This is a genomic window from Vibrio sp. 2092, from assembly GCF_033339635.1.
GTDB classification, from domain to species: domain Bacteria; phylum Pseudomonadota; class Gammaproteobacteria; order Enterobacterales; family Vibrionaceae; genus Vibrio; species Vibrio alginolyticus.
On the sequence record NZ_JAWOUY010000026.1, the window covers coordinates 18,670 to 37,593 of the forward strand.

Here is an 18,924-nt window from a genome sequence, read left to right on the forward strand (position 1 = left end):
TTGCCGTTTATTCTGCGACGCCGCCTTGGGTCAGTTTGGCTGGATTAAGCAATCGCTCTAGTGTGGCTCTATCCAAATCAGTTTCTTCTTCCGCGACATCAATAATCGCGCGCCCCTGTTTGTAGGCTTTTTTCGCGACTTCTGCCGCTTTTAGGTAACCAATGACCGGGTTGAGAGCCGTGACCAAAATTGGGTTTTTGGCGAGTGCTACATCCAAGTTATCTTGGCGAACTTCAAACGTCGCAATGGCTTTGTCAGCTAAAGCGGTTGCGCTGTTAGAGAGTAACTCGATGCTCTCCAATACGTTATGAGCAATAACTGGCAACATGACGTTAAGCTGGAAGTTGCCCGCTTGGCCTGCGACGGTAATGGTGGTGTCATTACCAATGACTTGCGCTGATGCCATCGCTGCGGCTTCTGGGATCACAGGATTTACTTTGCCAGGCATGATGGAAGAACCCGGTTGCAAGCCTTGTAATTCTATCTCACCTAAACCAGCCAATGGGCCTGAATTCATCCAACGAAGATCGTTTGCGATCTTCATGATCGCAACTGCTGCTGTTTTGAGCTGTCCCGACAGAGCGACGATCGCATCTTGACTGCTTAAATTGAAAAAGAAGTTATCACTGGCCGTGAACTGAATACGAGTTGACTGGGTTAGGTTGCTAGCGAATAAGTCTGCAAAGCGTGGATCGGCATTGATCCCCGTTCCAACCGCCGTACCACCTTGGGCTAAGGCTTTTACAGCAGGAAGTGTTTGTTCAATCGCTTGTTTTGCATGCTCGATTTGGAACTGCCAACCGCCAAGTTCTTGAGCAAAGGTAATTGGCATCGCATCCATTAAGTGGGTGCGACCGGTTTTTACAACATCTTTCAATGCTTGTTGCTTAGACTCTAGTGTTTGGCTTAGGTGTGACAGGGCCGGGAAGAGCTGTTTTTCGATGGCTAATGCTGCGCTAACTTGAATGGCCGTTGGTACCACATCGTTGCTGCTTTGCCCCATGTTGACGTGATCATTAGGGCTGACAGTGCCGCCTAGATGCTGGGAGGCCAGTGTTGCAATTACTTCATTCGCATTCATATTTGAGCTAGTGCCTGATCCCGTTTGGAACACGTCAATTGGGAATTGCTCAATATGATTGCCTTCGATAATTGCTTGAGCTGCGTCAGCAATCGCGTTGGCAATATCTCCCTCAAGCAGCCCTAGCTGTGCGTTGGTGAGTGCCGCAGTCTGCTTGATGTGTGCTAACGCTTTGATAAAACCAGATGGCATTTTATGTTGACTGAATGAGAAGTTATCGACGGCGCGTTGAGTCTGGGCTTGGTAGAGAGCATCTGCAGGGACAGTAACTTCGCCCATACTGTCAGTTTCTATGCGGAATTCGGTGCTCATGGTAGGGATCCTTTTGGTTAATCGAGTGAGATTTGAATCAGGCGTAATTGTTGTTGTAGTGCGAGAAATTTCACGTCGCCTTGTTCAAACTGGTAGTAATAGCGTTTGAGGCAAAATAATGGCGTATGGATAGAATCGAGACAGACACGACGGAAGATACGACTGCGAGTTGAGTCTTGAATTGCGTCTAGTAAATGGAAATAAACCTGACGTAAAAACAGCTCACACAACAATAGATTTTCTTCATCGGCATCGTGTTCATAACAGGAAGACAACACCATTCCCCAATGAATATAGTCATGAATCACGTCTGGCTCAAAGCCATGTGGTGCGGCGAGAAGGAATCTATCTTGGGCTTTAAAAAATGCGTTAAAGATGTCCCGTTTGTTGTCCATAACCACCTCTCATTAAATGTAATGATAATTATTATCAATTAACTTGTGAGTTGGCAACCCTTTTTAGAGTAAGAGGTTGTTGAAGAAAGACTTACGGAAACAAAAGCCGACGCAAAGGCGTCGGCTGAGTAGGAATTCATTTATGCTGAGTGAAACTAAGTCACTGTCGTTTGAATACCGGTGAATTAGCTTGTCGCCGTTATTCAGTAAATAAGGTTTCGTACTTCACAAATGCGGTTTGCGTTTCACCATAATACAGTGTGCCGCCTGATTGAATGACGACTCTTAACCAGCTTTCTGCAGATGCAGGCTTTGGTAAGGTGATGTACCAGCTTTGGCCTGCTTGATCGGCGGGCTTCATATCAATCGGTTGAGCGTTTTTCTCTTTGTCACTCACAATAGAAACTTTAACCCCTTCAAGTGGGTAAGCGGCGTTGAGTGACAATTCTAAGTTATTTTTAGTGAGTTTTTCAGAGCGAAATTTCACTTTAAAATCGCCATTTTCCATATCACACAGACCACTGGTGTAACGACAATTAGACTTACTCGCGAGTTTGTAAGTTTCCCCTTCTTGCGCCGCGTGGGGTTTCTCGCTGAGGGCCATATCGGTACCGAAGTAAGCGATCAAAGAGAGAACTGGCGCAATCAGTAGAGCGAGAATAAAGTGCTTGTTTTTGAACATCTTGGCTTCCTTGCAACGACATACTGCGAATATGGTAACTGAAAAGTGAGAATAAAAAAGCCCCGGACGGCTGGTTCCAAACGGGGCTTTTGTGGTTTTGATTAGTTTTTAGTGATCCACTGCACTACCAGCACCTACTGGCACGCGAACGTGTTCGACTAGGTCTTTTACTTCTTGTGGCGTTTCTGCTGTTACTTTGGAGACAGCGAATGCGACGATGAAGTTAAATAGTGCGCCAATAGCACCAAACGCGTTTGGCTCAATACCCAGGAACCAGTTTGTTCCCCAGCTTTCTAGATATTTCCAATCAGCAACGAAAAGGATGCCTTTGTGTTGGAATACGTAGAACAGCGTAATACTGATACCTGCAATCATACCGGCGATTGCGCCTTCTTTGTTGATGCTCTTGCTGAAGATGCCCATCATCAATGCAGGGAAGATGGATGAAGCGGCAAGACCAAAGGCGAGTGCTACCGTACCTGCGGCAAATCCAGGCGGATTTAAACCGAGATAGCCTGCGGCTGCTATCGCTACTGCCATTGATATTCGACTAGCAAGTAGCTCTTTTTTCTCGGATATGTTCGGATTGATAACCCCTTTGATTAAGTCATGGGAAATAGCTGAAGAAATGGCGAGTAGTAAACCTGCTGCGGTAGATAGTGCAGCTGCAAGACCACCTGCTGCCACAAGTGCGATCACCCAGTTTGGTAGTTTAGCGATCTCTGGGTTAGCCAATACCATGATGTCGTTATCAACGCGCAGTTCGTTGGTGGACGCATCTGAAGTGTATTGGATATTGCCATCGCCATTTTTATCGTCAAAACCGAGTAGTCCAGTTGTTTCCCAGTTTTTGAACCACGCAGGACGCTCGTCATACGCTAGGTGCTGACCCGGAGCTGGATTTACCGTATTCATTAGGTTGAGACGAGCCATCGCTGATACCGCTGGTGCTGTAGTGTAAAGGATTGCGATGAAGATCAGAGCCCAGCCTGCTGATGTACGTGCGTCGCGAACCTTCGGCACGGTAAAGAAACGGATAATTACGTGTGGTAGACCGGCAGTACCAATCATCAGTGACATGGTGTAGACAAACATATTAAGTGTGTCGCCACGTACTTGGGTCGTGTATTCACTGAATCCGAGTTCGGTCACAACTTGGTCAAGCCGATCGAGTAGATAGACATCGGTACCAGCCATGGTACTCCCCAGACCAATTTGTGGGATTGGGTTACCAGTGAGTTGCAGAGAGATAAAGATTGCAGGGATAGTGTAAGCAAGAATGAGTACGCAATATTGAGCAATCTGCGTGTAAGTGATGCCTTTCATGCCGCCAAGAACCGCGTACATGAAAACGATACACATACCAATTAATAGGCCAGTGGAGTAGTCCACTTCTAAGAAGCGACCAAACGCAACGCCCACGCCTTTCATCTGACCGATAACATAAGTCACTGATGCGATGATAAGACAAACAACCGCTACGATACGTGCGGTATTGGAGTAAAAGCGTTCACCAACAAACTCTGGCACCGTAAACTTACCAAATTTGCGTAGGTAAGGCGCTAGCAACAGCGCAAGCAGAACGTAGCCACCAGTCCAACCCATTAGAAATACTGAGCCGCCATAGCCCATGAAGGCAATTAAGCCTGCCATTGAGATAAACGACGCTGCGGACATCCAATCGGCTGCGGTTGCCATACCGTTTGCAATCGGGTTTACACCGCCACCAGCAACATAAAACTCTTTGGTTGAGCCGGCGCGAGCCCAAATAGCAATCCCGATGTACAGGATGAACGTGGCGCCAACGACCAGGTAGGTAATAGTTTTCAAATCCATCTGAGTGACTCCTTATTCGTCCACGCCGAATTCACGGTCAATTTGGCGCATCTTCCATGCGTAATAGAAAATAATTCCTAGGAAGGCATAGATGGAGCCTTGTTGAGCAAACCAGAAACCGAGTTTGTAACCGCCTAGTTGAAATTGATTTAGTACGTCGACAAATAAAATGCCGCAGCCGAAAGACACGACGAACCAGATGACCATTAGGCCGATCATGAGCTTCACGTTTTTGTCCCAATAGGCTTTGGCTCTTTCTTCGCTTTCAAATGCCATTGCCGTCTCCTTACGATTGGTATTGTTGTTAATGAAATGTTTCAATATGTACATTAGCAAGGTGTTGGCAATAACTCTTTTCAACTTTAGTCGGGGTGTTAAAAATGAAGAACCTCCATGCTAAGGGCTTTTGCAGCGAGCAAAGGGGTAAAATGTTATGTTAATGAAGTGTTAAGTTAGCCAAAGGTCTAAAGGTTGATTGGATAAACAAGCATGATTAAGACTGGCCATTAATCTTTTCTTCATTGAACTTGGAGATGCTGTGTAAGTATTGGTGGTGATCTTGTGGCTCTTAAAGAGAGAAGGCGTAGATAAGAAAGCTCACAAGTAATTTATTTACATAAAGTTTTCGCATCAAATCACCGTTTTAACTCACAATAAAGTAATATAACTGAGTCATTCTCGTACAACCTCGCATTTTGAGACGGTGTAAAGGGGAGGCAGATTAGGGCATTACCTCATTAACGAAGTAGCCTTGCTCATCACAATTATTATCGTTTTTCATTAAGGGAGGGTGAGAATGGACGCAGACACCATTAACAGTTTTTTTCTAATAGGTGCGTTGTTAATCGCACTTAGCGTTCTTTTAAGCCCAGTGTCTTCTAAGTTGGGAATCCCAATTCTTTTGGTATTTTTAGCCGTTGGAATGCTGGCGGGGGAAGACGGCTTAGGCGGCATCTTATTCGATAACTTTTCGATCGCTTATTTGGTTAGTAACCTCGCATTAGCCATCATTTTGCTTGATGGTGGGATGAGAACGCGGGTCGCCAGCTTTAGGGTTGCGTTATGGCCCTCGGTCTCTTTGGCGACATTTGGCGTTGCGATCACCACCATTTTGACCGGGCTGATGGCAACGTGGTTATTCGACTTAGATTTATTGCAAGGCATATTGGTTGGTGCGATTGTTGGTTCCACCGATGCTGCCGCGGTCTTCTCTCTACTCAAAGGTCGTAGCCTGAACGAACGTGTTGGTTCAACGCTGGAAATTGAATCCGGCACCAATGACCCTATGGCGGTGTTTCTGACCGTAACTCTGATTGCTATTTTAGCGAACCCTGGCGCAGATTTAAGTGCGGGCTTTTTGGCGTTCAGTTTTCTTAAGCAGTTTGGTATTGGCGCGTTACTTGGCTTCGCTGGTGGCTGGATCTTATGGAAAGTTATCAATCGCAATCAATTACCAGATGGGCTGTATTCTATTTTAACGGTCAGTGGTGGCTTGCTTATTTTTGCTTTATCTAACACTTTGGGTGGCAGTGGTATTTTGTCGATTTACCTTGTTGGTCTTTTATTAGGTAACCGTCCAACACGCAGCCGCCACTCTATTCTTCATGTTTTAGATGGTATGACGTGGCTAGCTCAAATTGGTATGTTCTTGGTGCTTGGTTTGTTGGTTACACCATCCAATTTACTCTCTATTGCGTTGCCAGGTCTTGCGCTTGCTTTCGGGATGATTTTGTTTGCCCGACCAATCTCAGTTTGGATTGGTTTACTGCCATTCAAGAGTTTCACGCCACGTGAAAAGTGGTTTGTCTCTTGGGTAGGACTGCGTGGTGCTGTACCTATCATCCTCGCGGTATTTCCGATGATGGCAGGGTTGCCAGATGCTCAACTGTACTTCAATTTGGCATTCTTTGTAGTAATGGTGTCTTTGATAGTACAAGGGGGCACGTTGACTAAGGCGATGTCTCTTGCAAAGGTCGAGCTACCTTCTAAGCCTGAGCCAATTTCGCGTACGGGTGTAGAGATTTACCCGACCAGTGAGTGGGAGCTGTTTATCTATAGACTTAAAGCAGATAAATGGTGCATTGGTGAGCCATTACGTAGTCTTTCGATGCCGGAAGGAACGCGTATCGCCGCTGTATTTCGCAGTAAAGAGCTATTGCACCCATCCGGCAGTACGCGTCTTGAGGAAGATGATACCTTGTGTGTATTAGCACAAGAAAAGGATTTAGATGCACTGAGCTTACTGTTTAGTGAAGCCCCAGAGAAAGCGTCGCTAGCGCGATTCTTCGGTGACTTCTTCCTCGATATTGAAGTGAAGCTTGCCGATATTGCCGTGATGTATGGTTTGAATCTGGGGGATGAACCGCTGGATAAAAGTTTGAGAAACCTTGTCGAAGAGCAATTAGGTAGCACGCCAGTATTGGGAGACCATTTCGAGTGGCAAGGTTTGCATTGGATCGTCGCTGATGTTGTTGATCAGCAGGTCACTAAAGTCGGTATCCGATTGCCAAACGAAAAAAGTAAGTCTGACGATAAGACGTCAATCTAGTCGCTCATTTCCGTCAGCATAATCACGGCTTGCGTGCGGTTCTTTACGCCGAGCTTACGGAAAATAGCTGTCATGTGCGCTTTTATGGTGGCTTCTGAAACATTCAATTCGTAAGCGATTTGCTTGTTCAGCAAGCCATCGGACAACATTCCCAACACTTTATATTGCTGCGGTGTTAGCGCAGCAATCTTTTCCGCTAAGTCATTACATGCCGCGTTATTGGTGATCAACCCTTCAGGGAAGTATGGGTCGCCATTCAGCACTTGATTGAGCGCGTTCACTAATTCGCGCATGTCGCTGGACTTGGGAATAAAACCAAATGCACCATGGCTTTTCACCTGCGTCACGATCGCCGGCTCTTCACTCGCTGAAACGACGACGATAGGTAAATCTGGATGCTCTGCTCGCAAATGAATCAAGCCAGACATACCATTTGCTCCTGGCATTTTGAGATCCAATAGCACTAAATCTGGCTCTTCCTCTCGCTCCAACAAAGCCAGAAGTGCGTCGAGTGAGTCCGCTTCCAGCAAATTTGCACCACTAATAGCCATGTGGATAGATTGAAACAAGGCATTCCGGAAGAGTGGGTGATCATCTGCAATAATGATGGTGTAGGTCGAATCCATGACGTTAAACACTTTTGACTATTTCGTTAAATTTATTATTGTCCAGCTTTGAGAGAGTGGACAATATTTATTCGCTAAAAGTCTGAACCAAATCGACTTTTATTAGGAAAATTGCATATAAACGCAATGTTCTTATTCAAATCTGAGCAATAAAAAACGCCAGTGGACATCACTGGCGTTTGAATATCTGGTTATCAGAACTGCTTGATATGCTCTAAGAAAGGCTCAGCTTGCATGAATCCCGTCAAACGAGCGTTTGAAACGTGTTCGCCACTGGCATCCCAAAACTCAATTGTTGGTAAACCAAGTACATTCATGTGCTTCAGTAGTTCGATGTCTTGCACTTGGTTTTTGGTCACGTCCGCTTGCAGAAGAACGAAGTCTTGCAGTTTTGCTTCGACGCTTGGGTCATGGAAGGTGTACTTTTCAAACTCTTTACATGCTACACACCAATCGGCGTAGAAATCGAGCATGACGGGTTTACCTGCCGCTTTCGCAAGTGCCAGTTGTTCTTCAAGCTCCGCCACGTTAGCAATGTGAGTAAAGCTAACAGTGGCCAGCTGAGTTTGTGTTGTGCTGTTGCCAAACCAGTAATTTAAGATAGGTTGTGCTGAGGCTAGCAAACCTAAGACGGCGATTATGCCCACGGCACTTTGTTTCCAGCCACCAAACTCTAGACTGTTTTTGATGTGGTATAGCCAACCAAAAGCAGCAATACCCAGTGCTGACCACAGAATCGTTGACCACATTTCTGGCATGATACGCTCTAGTAAGAAGATAGGTGCGGCAAGCAGAATAAAGCCGAACAGCGTTTTCACGCGGTCCATCCAACCGCCGGCTTTTGGTAGCAACTTGTTGCCAAATACCGCTACAAGGATCAACGGAATACCCATGCCCATCGCTAGCGCGTAAAGGGCGACCCCACCGGTGAGTAAGTCGCCACTTTGTGCGACGTAAAGCAGCGCACCAGAGAGTGGGGCGGTAGTACACGGAGAACAAACCAAGCCAGATATTGCCCCCATTGCAAACACGCCAGCACTGCTACCACCTTGCTGCTTGTTACTTAAGTTATTCAGCCACGTTTGCACGCTGCTTGGTAGCTGTAATGAGTACAGACCAAACATAGAAAAAGCGAGTGCGATGAACAGTACGCTCAAACCAATCAGCACATAAGGGTGTTGCATTGCCGCTTGGAACTGCATGCCAGCAGACGCGACCACAAGGCCGAGTAGGGTGTAAGTCAGCGCCATGCCTTGCACGTAGACGAATGACAAGCCTAGCGCGCGGCGTTGGCTTAGTTTGCCACTGCCAAGCACTATGCTGGTCAGAATTGGGTACATCGGTAGCACACAAGGTGTAAATGCCAAGCCCACACCAAGCGCCAAGAACAGAAGTGGTGTCCACCAGTTATCAGCAAGGTTGGCTGCAAGGCTATCTTGCTGTGTTACTGGCGCCGATGATGTGTCACCAGACGTAGATGATTGCGCCGCTGGTGGCGTTGCTGTTGGTGCCTGTTCTGCTTTTGATGCAGTTGTCGCCGTTGTTGAATCTGAGTTCGACGAAGTAAACGCGCTGATAGGAATCACGCGAGTTTCTGGCGGGTAACAGAAGCCTGCTTTCGCACAACCTTGGTATTGCACGACTACGCGAGCACCGTCTTGCCAATCATGCATTGGTACATTAACGAAGAGAGGTTGAGTATAGATATGCACGTCACCAAAGAATTCATCTTTATGCGGTGTGCCGTCTTCCATTTGCAGTTCGCCTAGCGATACTTTCTCACCAGCTACAGACAAGCGCTCTTGATATAGGTAGTACCCGTCACGTACCTGCCAATCGAGCATCAATTTGTCATCTTGCTGGTAGAAGTTAAATGGAAACGCCTGATCAACCGGAACAAAGCTGTCGCTGCTGCTACCAAAACTGTTGTTCTGGCTACTGTTAAACTGGTCTTTGCCAAATAAAGCTAAAGACGGAGTGGAAAAGGTAATGAGCCCTAAGAGTAAAACGGAAAGTAATGCGCGCATAAAAGAGTCAATTCATCTTAGATAATTGCCGTTAGTGTAACTCAATCAGACCCGGAGGCGAGTCAATAAGTTTCATGAAAATGAAGATTTATTGAGCATAAATCAAGACAACGGGCAATAAAAAAGGGAGCCGAAGCTCCCCGAGTAAGACTCTGTTTCTACTAGATCAGTAGACCACCAAATGCGAAGCCAAGTGCTACCGCAGAAGCGATGGTTACCACACCAGGTACAAAGAATGGGTGGTTGAATACGTACTTACCGATACGAGTTGAACCCGTGTCGTCCATCTCAACCGCTGCTAGAAGCGTTGGGTAAGTTGGCAGCACGAATAGCGCACTTACTGCTGCGAAAGATGCAACTGCGGTAAGTGGTGCCACACCGATAGCAAGTGCTGCTGGCATCAGCGCAACAGTGGTTGCACCTTGTGAGTAAAGCAGCATTGAAGCGAAGAATAGAACGAGTGCTAGCATCCATGGGTAGTCTGCTAGTAGCGCACCCGCAACTTCTTTGATGCCGTCAACGTGCGCGTTAACGAACGTAGAACCTAGCCATGCCACACCAAGAACACACACACATGCTGTCATACCAGAGCGGAATGTTGCTGCTGCTGGGATTTTGCCAGCATCGATTTTACAGCTCATTACGATAGCTGCCGCAGCTGCTAGCATTACCGTCATGATAGCTTCGTTACGACCTAGAGCAGGGTTCTCGATAAGGCCAACAGAGCCAGAAATTGCTGCTGCGTAACACACGACAAATGCGATTGCGCCTAGGAAGATGAATGTTGCTTTCTTCGCTGTTGGTAGGATTTCGCGTTTTGCTTCTGTATTTAGCTTGATTAAGCCTTTTTCTAGACGCTCTTGGTATTCAGCATCGTCTTTTAGCTCACAGCCCATGAAGTTCGCCACGAACGCACCGATCATGCACGCGATGAACGTCGTTGGGATACAGATTGCTAGTAGTGTTAGGTAGTCAACGCCAAATGGGTGCAGCATTGCCGCGAACGCTACAACAGCCGCTGAGATTGGTGATGCGGTGATAGCGATTTGCGATGCTACGACCGCGATAGACAGTGGACGAGAAGGGCGCACGCCTTGGCCTTTCGCTACTTCTGCAATCACTGGCAAAGTAGAGAATGCCGTGTGGCCAGTACCCGCCATTAATGTCATTAGGTAAGTTACGATAGGCGCATAAAAGGTGATGCGCTCAGGATGCTTGCGCAAAAAGTTTTCAGCAACTTGCACCATCCAGTCTAAACCACCCGCTACCTGCATTGCTGCGATAGCGGTGATTACAGACATGATGATCAAAATTACGTCAACGGGAATGTAAGCTTGGCTTGTTGGTACGCCCAAGATCAAAGACAACGCAATGACCCCAGCACCACCGGCAAAACCAATGCCGATACCACCGATTCTTGCCCCCAAATAGATGAAGAGCAGAACCACGAAGAGTTCGACCATGACCATATTGATACCTCTTTAGTTTTTTATTTGATTCTGATTTTTTGAACACTCAGGAACAGGAGTAAATGCTCAGAGAATGAGAACCTAGTGGTTTAGCGGCAATAAAAGCATATAAAAAATGTGGTTAACCGTATGAGAGCCTAAAAAAGGGGCCTGAGTGGCCCCCTTCGGATTCGTTATTACTCGTAACGTTTTGCTTTGTAAGTAGGATGCATGAAGTTTTCTACTGACAAGATTTCATCAAGCTCCTCTGCTGTAAGCAGACCGCGCTCTAGCACGACTTCACGAACACTCTTACCAGTTTCTGCACAAATCTTACCTACGATGTCACCTTCGTGGTGGCCGATGTATGGGTTTAGGTAAGTGACGATACCGATAGAGTTGTAAACGTAGTTTTCGCAAACTTCTTTGTTCACAGTGATGCCGTCGATACATTTATCACGTAGGTTCACACACGCGTTGTGTAGTAGAGAGATAGACTCAAACACACTTTGTGCGATCACAGGTTCCATAACGTTTAGCTGTAGCTGACCGCCTTCTGCTGCGAAAGAAACCGTGTTGTCGTTACCGAGAACTTTGAAGCAAACTTGGTTTACTACTTCTGGGATAACTGGGTTTACTTTAGCTGGCATGATTGAAGAGCCTGCTTGCATTTCAGGTAGGTTCAATTCATTTAGACCCGCACGAGGACCAGAAGAAAGTAGACGAAGGTCGTTACAGATCTTCGATAGTTTCACTGCTAGGCGTTTTAGCGCGCCGTGAGTCATTACGTATGCACCACAGTCAGACGTTGCTTCGATAAGGTCTTCTGCTGCAACAACGTCAAGGCCTGTTACTTCCGCTAGGTGTTTTACTGCAAGCGCTTGGTAGCCAGTTGGTGTATTTAGACCAGTACCGATTGCGGTTGCGCCTAGGTTGATTTCTAGGAGGAGTTTAGATGTGTAATCTAGAGCACGAATCTCTTCGTTTAGTGTTACCGCCCATGCATGGAACTCTTGACCGACTGTCATTGGTACTGCGTCTTGAAGCTGAGTACGGCCCATTTTCAGTACATCTTTAAACTCAACGGCTTTAAGTTCGAATGCGCCTTTTAGGTACTCAATTGCTTCCATTAGCTTGTGTACGCTGTTGTATACCGCAATACGGAAACCTGTTGGGTACGCACAGTTGGTTGATTGGCTCTTGTTTACATGGTCATTTGGGTTAACAAATTCGTATTGGCCTTTCTCTTTACCCATCAACTCAAGCGCAACGTTTGCGATCACTTCGTTCGTGTTCATGTTAACTGAAGTGCCTGCACCGCCTTGGAATACGTCTGATGGGAACTGATCCATACACTTGCCAGTTTCTAGGATCAAATCACACGCTTCGATGATGTAGTTTGCAACGTCTTTTGGAATAGCGCCAAGTTCTTTGTTTGCTAACGCGGCTGCTTTTTTGGTCATTACCATGCCGCGTACAAATTCTGGTACGTCAGAGATGGTCATATTAGAGATGTTGAAGTTCTCGATCGCACGTAGCGTATGAATACCGTAGTACGCATCTGCAGGGACATGACGTTGACCTAATAGATCTTCTTCAATACGAGTGGCTGGGTTTGCTGTTTTTGGAGCATCAGATAGGGTAGCCATAGCAGGATCCTTAGATGATAATTCTGATAATAAAGTTATTTATTAGCCATTTCTGCAATCTAGAATCCATTCATCAGAATTTTTGGCTGGAAAATCCGTCCTGACTTATGTGGCACATGATACTGCACCTAGCGCATAAAAATAGTAACTAGATCACCTTTTTCGTTTTTCATGAGTCAATAATTTGCAAAGTATGAACGGGTTATTAATAACCCTTTATAGGTACTCGATTTTCCTCGACAAACATGAGTTTTTAGAGTTCGAAATTAGCACTTTAAAAGCACGAAAAAATCGGTATGCAATTGAATGAAACGCGTTCCCGCTACTTTGTCTAAAAGAGAAGGAGACCAGTATGAACACGCTTTTTTACAACGATTCGTTTGAGCTTAGTCTGCTTTTACCATTACACTGAATTAAACAAAGGAGGGCGTGTGTTTCCTATCTTATTATTAGCGTTTATTTTTGTTCCGATCATTGAAATCGGCTTATTTATTCAGGTGGGCGGCTTTTTAGGTTTATGGCCGACCATTGCACTAGTCTTAATCACGGCATTTGTCGGTGCATCGTTGGTTCGTAGCCAAGGTATCCAAACACTGATGTCAGTACAGGGGCGTCTTGAACAAGGTGAAATTCCAGCCCAGCAAATTTTTGAAGGCGTAATGCTCGCGGTGGCTGGCGTGCTACTGTTAACCCCAGGCTTTATGACCGATGCCCTTGGTATGTTGGTGTTGCTTCCTGCGCCACGCGCCGCGATAGCTAGATACTTGATGAGCAAAATGGTGGTGAAAACCATGCATGGCGGTGGCTTCCAAGGTGGTTTCTCTAACCAGGGGCCATTTGAGCAAGACCCGTTCCGTCGTGACCCATTTGATTCCCAGTCAGATAATGGCAAGACCTTCGAAGGGGAATACGAGCGTAAAGACGATGATGATCGCAACAAGCTCAACTGATTGAGTTAGACAGTAAAGAAAACAAAAGGGCGCACCAAGCGCCCTTTTCTGTATTTGGAATTCGTGCCGCTTACAATGCGCCTTCAAAGCCCATTTGACGCCATGCTTCAAAAGCAATGATCGCAACGGCATTCGAAAGGTTTAGGCTGCGCGCATCTGGCATCATTGGAATACGAATACGCTGCTCCATTGGCAAGCTATCGATGATTTCAGCAGGCAAACCACGAGTTTCTGGACCAAACATCAAAACATCACCCGTTTGGTATTGTGCGTCAACGTGGTGACCTGTGGTTTTGGTGGTGCAGGCAAACAATCGGTAGTTACCTTGCTTCTCTTTCTCTAAATATTCTAAGAACGCTTGATAGTTTTTATGACGCGTTACGCGAGCTAAATCATGGTAATCCAAACCAGCGCGGCGGACTTTTTTCTCTTCAAGATCGAAACCCAGAGGTTCAATTAAGTGAAGGTTTGCACCGCAGTTGGCGCATAGTCGAATGATGTTGCCGGTGTTCGGCGCGATTTCTGGTTCGTATAAAGCGATATCAAACATGGTATTGAAATAGAGTTGGTCAAAGAGAGGGGCAGTATATACCCAAGTCACCGAGAGATGCGAGATTCAGCAAAATTGACCTGGGTATGAAAGCAGGCATTAGCGCGGATGTTAATACCGTAAGTATCGATGCTCTTTATAAGAGAGCGTGAGCATAATTTTCTTCAACTGCTCGCCAGTTGACGACGTTCCACCACGCATCAATATATTCTGGGCGACGGTTTTGGTAACTGATGTAATACGCGTGCTCCCATACGTCTAATGCGAGGATTGGTTCACCGCGCACATCCACTACGTCCATCAGAGGGTTGTCTTGATTACTGGTGGACGTAATGTGAATCTCACCATCTTTTACGATCAGCCATGCAAAGCCAGACCCAAAGGTATTGATGGCTGCTTGGGCAAACGCCTCTTTAAATTGCGCAAAGCTACCAAATTTATCGTTAATTGCTTGAGCAAGCGCGCCTTGAGGCTCTCCGCCACCGTTTGGTGACATGCAATTCCAATAAATGATGTGGTTGTAATAGCCGCCACCATTATTACGTACTGCTGGACTGAGCTTAGAGATATTGTCAAAGATCTCGTCTAATGACTGAGTTTCGAGCTCGCTCCCTTCAACGGCATTTACAAACTTATCAAAGTACGTCTTGTGGTGTTTGCTGTAATGCACTTCCATGGTTTTCGCATCGATGTACGGCTCTAGTGAATCGTACGGGTAAGGCAGAGCGGGAAATGTATGTGACATAGTAAATCCTCCTTAATTGGAAAATTTACTTTAATGCTAACGATAATTATTATCAACTTTGATCTTTGTAAGGGTATTCTAAGAAGCCTCACCAATTTCTAAAGTGAGGGTGGGGCTGTGAATCACTCACTCTAGAAATATGGTGCGAATTATTGTTAGTTCATCAAATTGAGACTAACAATTGATCGGTAAGGTGATACTCATGCGCAATCCGCCTAAAGGACTTCGGCTGGCTGCGATCGTGCCACTGTGCTGGCGAATGGCACTTTCGGTAATGGTTAGGCCGAGACCTGTGCCGCCAGAGTGGCGATCGCGTGCCGTGGAAACGCGATAGAACGGGCGAAAAATCGCGGCCAGTTCCTCTTCTGGTACACCTTCTCCATTATCGTCAACCGTGATACGAAGCGTATCGTCATCGGCTTTGATGTCGATTTGTACCTCATCTTTTCCGTAGTAAATGGCGTTACGAACGATATTTTCCACCGCACTCATCAGCAGTTTAGGGTTACCGGAAATATTGCGCTTAGGTAATTCTGAATAGTGTAGCTGTTTGCCCATTTGCTCTGCTTCAAACTGCGCATCTTTAATGATCTCTTCCCATAAACTTTCTAATGGCTGTGTTTCGCGAGTCATATGACTGTTCGCCTGCATGCGAGAAAGCTCTAATAGTTCGCTGATCATCTGTTCCAAGCGCTGCGCTTCGGTATCGATACGAGTCAATTCTGGGCTTTCTCCTTGTTTACGCGTCGCTAATGCGCTTGCCATGCGTAGACGAGTTAAAGGTGAGCGCAGCTCGTGAGAGATATCGGATAGCAAACGTTGTTGTCCTGAAATCATTTGATTAACCGCTTCGACCATCTGGTTGAAGCTGCTACCTGCTTGACGAAATTCCGCCGTACCTTTTTCTAAATTTGGGTCTGTGACAAATTCACCTTTCGCCACACGTTGAGCAGCGGCTTCAAGACGACGTGCAGGCTGACTCAAAGCCCAAGCAAGCCATAACAGCAATGGTGTACTAACCAACATGACCGCAAGCAAGAGCTGGAATGGGTGATCAAACAGACGCAGGAGTAGAGGTGGTGGCTCATTCCATTTGAAGCCCACGTACATCAAGATATCGGAACCTGCCAAAGTGATAGGAATTGGGCCCGCAATCATGTATCGACCATACAGCTTCTGCTTTGGATTATTGTAATCTTCGATACTGGTGACAAAGTTTTGCATTGCACGCAATTGAAAATTGCTGCGTTTTTCTGTCGTAAGAACATTACCGCTGTAGTCAGAAAAAAACACTCGTGGGCGAGGGTCGTGCTTGCCGTGGCGGTTGCCCTCGATACGAAAAAGTATGCGGCCTAAATCAGTTTGCTGGCTGTATTTTTGTTGGATTGAGTCACGCGTTTCTACCATACGTTTGTAGTGTTCTTCTGGAATATCGCGAGCTTTGCGTGGGTCCAAATGTGGCAGTGATAGCACGGCTATCAATACTAATAACATGGTGAACCAAAAAATGGCAAAGATGCGTCCATACAGGCTATTGATGTTTGGCAGTTTGATGCGTGATAGGCGCATTAATCCTCCTCAAGCAGCATGTAGCCACGACCACGCAGGGTTTTAATTCGCGGCTTGCCATTGCTTTGATCTGGTAATTTTTTACGTAAGTTCGAGACATGCATATCGATAGCGCGATCAAAAGCAGCGAGTCGTTTACCAAGCACATCTAAGCTCAGTGTCTCTTTGGTCAGCACTTGTCCTGGGTTTTGTACGAAGTGGGTGAGTAGCGCAAACTCGGTTGCCGTGAGATCGAGTAGCTGTTGCTCACAGTACGCTTCTTGCTTACCGGGATAGAGGCGGATTTCTTGATACTCAATGCAATCGCTGTTTTTGGTATTTTTTTGTGTGCTGCTAGTGCGGCGTAAAATCGCGCGGATTCGCGCTAACAGCTCTCGGTCACTAAAAGGTTTTGGTAAATAATCATCCGCGCCCAGTTCCAAGCCGATCACGCGATCAATTTCTTCCCCTTTAGCGGTCAGCATCAAGACGGGAGTTTCCCAATTTTCACGTAAGCGTTTCAGCGTTTCCATGCCATTGAGTTTTGGCATCATGACATCCAACAAAATCAAATCAATCTTATCATTGATCGCGGCTAAGCCGGCTTCACCGTCATTTGCTTCGCTGACGTCAAACCCTTCGAAACTGAGTACTTCTTTTAATAAGCTGGTTAGCTCGATATCGTCATCGATTAAAAGAATGTTTGCCATGGGGGCACCTATAGTAAGTTACCGATAGCCTAATATTACATTGGAATGATGCGCAACGAAGAGGAGAAAAATCACTCTTTACGATTCTTTACGCTCCCTATACGTCGCTTTACCTAGCGGGTCGTATTCTATACTCAAGCGCTGTGAGAACAGCTCAGAAGAACCACTCACCTGTGTAAGGAATCGTATTATGAAGTCTGCAAAAAAACTTGTGTTAGCTGCTGTTGTTCTACCTCTTACTCTTGGCGCCGCAAGCGCATTCGCTTACGGTGGTAAAAACCATCATAAAGGTCCTCGTGACGAATGCGGCATGGGTATGGACCGAGGTGTCATGCGTCAACTAGACCTGACTGATGCACAAAAAGATCAGCTAAAAGAAATGCGTGAAGCAAACAAAGCAGAAATGAAAGCAAAATTCGCTGATGGCAAAGAAGCACGTATGGCTGAGCGTCAAGCGCATCACGTAAAAGTACAATCGCTTTTGCTGGCGGATAACTTTGATGAAGCTCAAGCTAGCGAATTAGCAAAAGAGATGGTTGAGCGCCAAACGGAACGTCGCGTGCAAATGCTAGAAAGAAAGCACCAAATGCTTAGCGTATTAACACCTGAGCAGAAAGCGAAATTTGTTGAGCTACAAAATGAACGTATGCAAGAGTGTGGCGACAGAATGCACAAGCGCATGGAAAAGTCGCGCAATAATTAAGTCATGAATTGATGTTATATAAAGAGGCAGCCATTGGTTGCCTCTTTTTGATCTGGTTATTTCATGGTCATTCAATATACTCAACGTATGGTTTTAGTTAACTCTTTGATTATGAAACAGCAATACGCACGTTTAGTTACGACCGCCGCTTGGACTGCAACCATTGTGGCGACGCTTCTTCTGATAGTAAAAGTCATCACGTGGTGGGTAACCGGCTCAGTGAGTTTATTGGCGTCATTGATTGACTCCATGTTAGATATCGCGGCTTCGGTTGTGAATCTTGTGGTGGTTCGTTACGCCTTACAACCGGCAGACCGCGAACATGCGTTTGGACATGGTAAAGCTGAGTCCTTAGCGGCCCTAGCCCAAGCAATGTTTATTTCGGGCTCGGCAGTATTTTTGATTCTTAACGGGATTGACCGATTTTTCCGCCCGCATGCTTTACACGCACCGGAGTTAGGTGTGTATGTATCGCTGTTTGCGATTGTGGTCACACTTGGCTTGGTGATGTTCCAAAAACATGTGGTTCGCGTGACGGGGAGCCAAGCAATAGCGGCGGATTCTCTGCATTATCAGACTGACTTGTATATGAATGCTGCGATCATGGTTGCTCTGGGGCTCAGTTATTTTGGAGTGACTCAAGCGGATGCTGTGTTTGCGATTGGTATTGGTGTCTTCATTCTTTATAGCGCTTTCAAAATGGTCAGCGAAGCGATTCAAACCTTACTTGATAGAAAGTTGCCCGATGAAGAACTTGAGCAAATTAACCAAGCTTGTTTGAGCGTAAAAGGGGTATTGGGCGTGCATCAGTTACGCACGCGAATGTCCGGACCGACGCGCTTTATACAGTTGCATTTAGAGCTAGACGATAACTTACGATTAATTGAGGCGCATTACATCGCTGATAAAGTGGAAGATAATTTATTGGCTCTGTTTCCTGATGCGGACGTATTGATCCATCAAGATCCATTGTCTGTCGTTTTCGGACCTGAGAAAGAGCAGAAAGCGCAAGATTGGTAGGCTTGAAAAATCCATCAGTGCCCGACGACAAACAGGTACTTATTGACTATCTTTCCATCAATACTTATTAAGATTCGTGATCCTGATATGAATC

At 46.1% G+C, this 18,924-nt stretch carries 17 protein-coding genes; 4 read left to right on the top strand and 13 right to left on the bottom strand.

The genetic code is table 11. The annotated features are described in order from the left end of the window. Positions 1–7: 7 nt before the first annotated feature. From R7P80_RS27030 to R7P80_RS27050, 5 genes are all read right to left on the bottom strand, one after another. Positions 8–1,393 carry a class II fumarate hydratase gene (locus R7P80_RS27030; RefSeq protein WP_005386369.1) on the bottom strand — a complete coding sequence of 462 codons (1,386 nt, stop codon included), beginning with the start codon at positions 1,391–1,393 and terminating at the stop codon, positions 8–10. A 17-nt stretch (positions 1,394–1,410) separates the two neighbouring features. Beyond that, the gene (locus tag R7P80_RS27035; RefSeq protein WP_005382370.1) at positions 1,411–1,788 is read right to left on the bottom strand and encodes a hypothetical protein; all 378 of its coding nucleotides are present in this window, start codon (positions 1,786–1,788) and stop codon (positions 1,411–1,413) included. A 199-nt stretch (positions 1,789–1,987) separates the two neighbouring features. Then, entirely contained in the window at positions 1,988–2,470 is a 483-nt protein-coding gene (locus tag R7P80_RS27040) for a hypothetical protein (protein ID WP_005382371.1), read from the bottom strand. 108 nt (positions 2,471–2,578) lie between these two features. Continuing rightward, positions 2,579–4,306, bottom strand: a complete 1,728-nt coding sequence (locus R7P80_RS27045; protein ID WP_005382372.1) for a sodium:solute symporter family protein — start codon at positions 4,304–4,306, stop codon at positions 2,579–2,581. A gap of 12 nt (positions 4,307–4,318) precedes the next feature. Then, on the bottom strand, positions 4,319–4,582 hold the full coding sequence (locus R7P80_RS27050; protein ID WP_005382373.1) for a DUF4212 domain-containing protein: 264 nt from the start codon (positions 4,580–4,582) through the stop codon (positions 4,319–4,321). A gap of 520 nt (positions 4,583–5,102) precedes the next feature. On the opposite strand from R7P80_RS27050, the gene R7P80_RS27055 reads away from it, so the two are divergent. Continuing rightward, entirely contained in the window at positions 5,103–6,854 is a 1,752-nt protein-coding gene (locus tag R7P80_RS27055; protein WP_005382374.1) for a potassium/proton antiporter, read from the top strand. Here the strand turns inward: R7P80_RS27055 and R7P80_RS27060 are convergent. The 4 genes from R7P80_RS27060 to aspA all read right to left on the bottom strand — a co-directional run bounded on the left by R7P80_RS27060 (position 6,851) and on the right by aspA (position 12,604). Next, the gene (locus R7P80_RS27060) at positions 6,851–7,480 is read right to left on the bottom strand and encodes a response regulator (RefSeq protein WP_005382375.1); all 630 of its coding nucleotides are present in this window, start codon (positions 7,478–7,480) and stop codon (positions 6,851–6,853) included. The genes R7P80_RS27055 and R7P80_RS27060 overlap by 4 nt on opposite strands. Before the next feature lie 194 nt (positions 7,481–7,674). Further along, positions 7,675–9,507: a protein-disulfide reductase DsbD gene (locus R7P80_RS27065; protein WP_104979801.1), complete on the bottom strand. Its 1,833-nt coding sequence runs from the start codon at positions 9,505–9,507 to the stop codon at positions 7,675–7,677. Positions 9,508–9,668: 161 nt separating this feature from the next. Then, entirely contained in the window at positions 9,669–10,976 is a 1,308-nt protein-coding gene (locus tag R7P80_RS27070) for an anaerobic C4-dicarboxylate transporter (RefSeq protein ID WP_005382378.1), read from the bottom strand. A 176-nt stretch (positions 10,977–11,152) separates the two neighbouring features. Beyond that, positions 11,153–12,604, bottom strand: coding sequence for an aspartate ammonia-lyase (aspA, locus tag R7P80_RS27075; RefSeq protein ID WP_005382379.1), 1,452 nt, complete (start codon positions 12,602–12,604; stop codon positions 11,153–11,155). A gap of 431 nt (positions 12,605–13,035) precedes the next feature. Between aspA and R7P80_RS27080 the strand changes: the two genes are divergently transcribed. Then, complete coding sequence (locus R7P80_RS27080; RefSeq protein WP_054730155.1) at positions 13,036–13,554, top strand: FxsA family protein; 519 nt, start codon at positions 13,036–13,038, stop codon at positions 13,552–13,554. A 70-nt stretch (positions 13,555–13,624) separates the two neighbouring features. On the opposite strand, the gene trmL is transcribed toward R7P80_RS27080, so the two are convergent. The 4 genes from trmL to R7P80_RS27100 all read right to left on the bottom strand — a co-directional run bounded on the left by trmL (position 13,625) and on the right by R7P80_RS27100 (position 17,107). Then, on the bottom strand, positions 13,625–14,104 hold the full coding sequence (gene trmL / locus R7P80_RS27085; protein WP_025768811.1) for a tRNA (uridine(34)/cytosine(34)/5-carboxymethylaminomethyluridine(34)-2'-O)-methyltransferase TrmL: 480 nt from the start codon (positions 14,102–14,104) through the stop codon (positions 13,625–13,627). A gap of 136 nt (positions 14,105–14,240) precedes the next feature. Continuing rightward, positions 14,241–14,849, bottom strand: coding sequence for a superoxide dismutase (locus R7P80_RS27090; protein WP_005382382.1), 609 nt, complete (start codon positions 14,847–14,849; stop codon positions 14,241–14,243). A 174-nt stretch (positions 14,850–15,023) separates the two neighbouring features. Then, positions 15,024–16,418 (bottom strand): envelope stress sensor histidine kinase CpxA, encoded by a 1,395-nt coding sequence (cpxA, locus tag R7P80_RS27095; protein ID WP_005382383.1) that lies wholly within the window; start codon positions 16,416–16,418, stop codon positions 15,024–15,026. Then, the gene (locus R7P80_RS27100; RefSeq protein WP_005382384.1) at positions 16,418–17,107 is read right to left on the bottom strand and encodes a response regulator; all 690 of its coding nucleotides are present in this window, start codon (positions 17,105–17,107) and stop codon (positions 16,418–16,420) included. The genes cpxA and R7P80_RS27100 overlap by 1 nt, the downstream gene beginning before the upstream one ends. Positions 17,108–17,297: 190 nt before the next feature. Here R7P80_RS27100 and R7P80_RS27105 point away from each other — a divergent pair, with 190 nt between their 5' ends. After that, positions 17,298–17,810, top strand: a complete 513-nt coding sequence (locus R7P80_RS27105) for a CpxP family protein (protein ID WP_182016937.1) — start codon at positions 17,298–17,300, stop codon at positions 17,808–17,810. A 111-nt stretch (positions 17,811–17,921) separates the two neighbouring features. Further along, positions 17,922–18,830: a CDF family cation-efflux transporter FieF gene (gene fieF, locus R7P80_RS27110; RefSeq protein ID WP_053350704.1), complete on the top strand. Its 909-nt coding sequence runs from the start codon at positions 17,922–17,924 to the stop codon at positions 18,828–18,830. Positions 18,831–18,924: the final 94 nt, after the last annotated feature.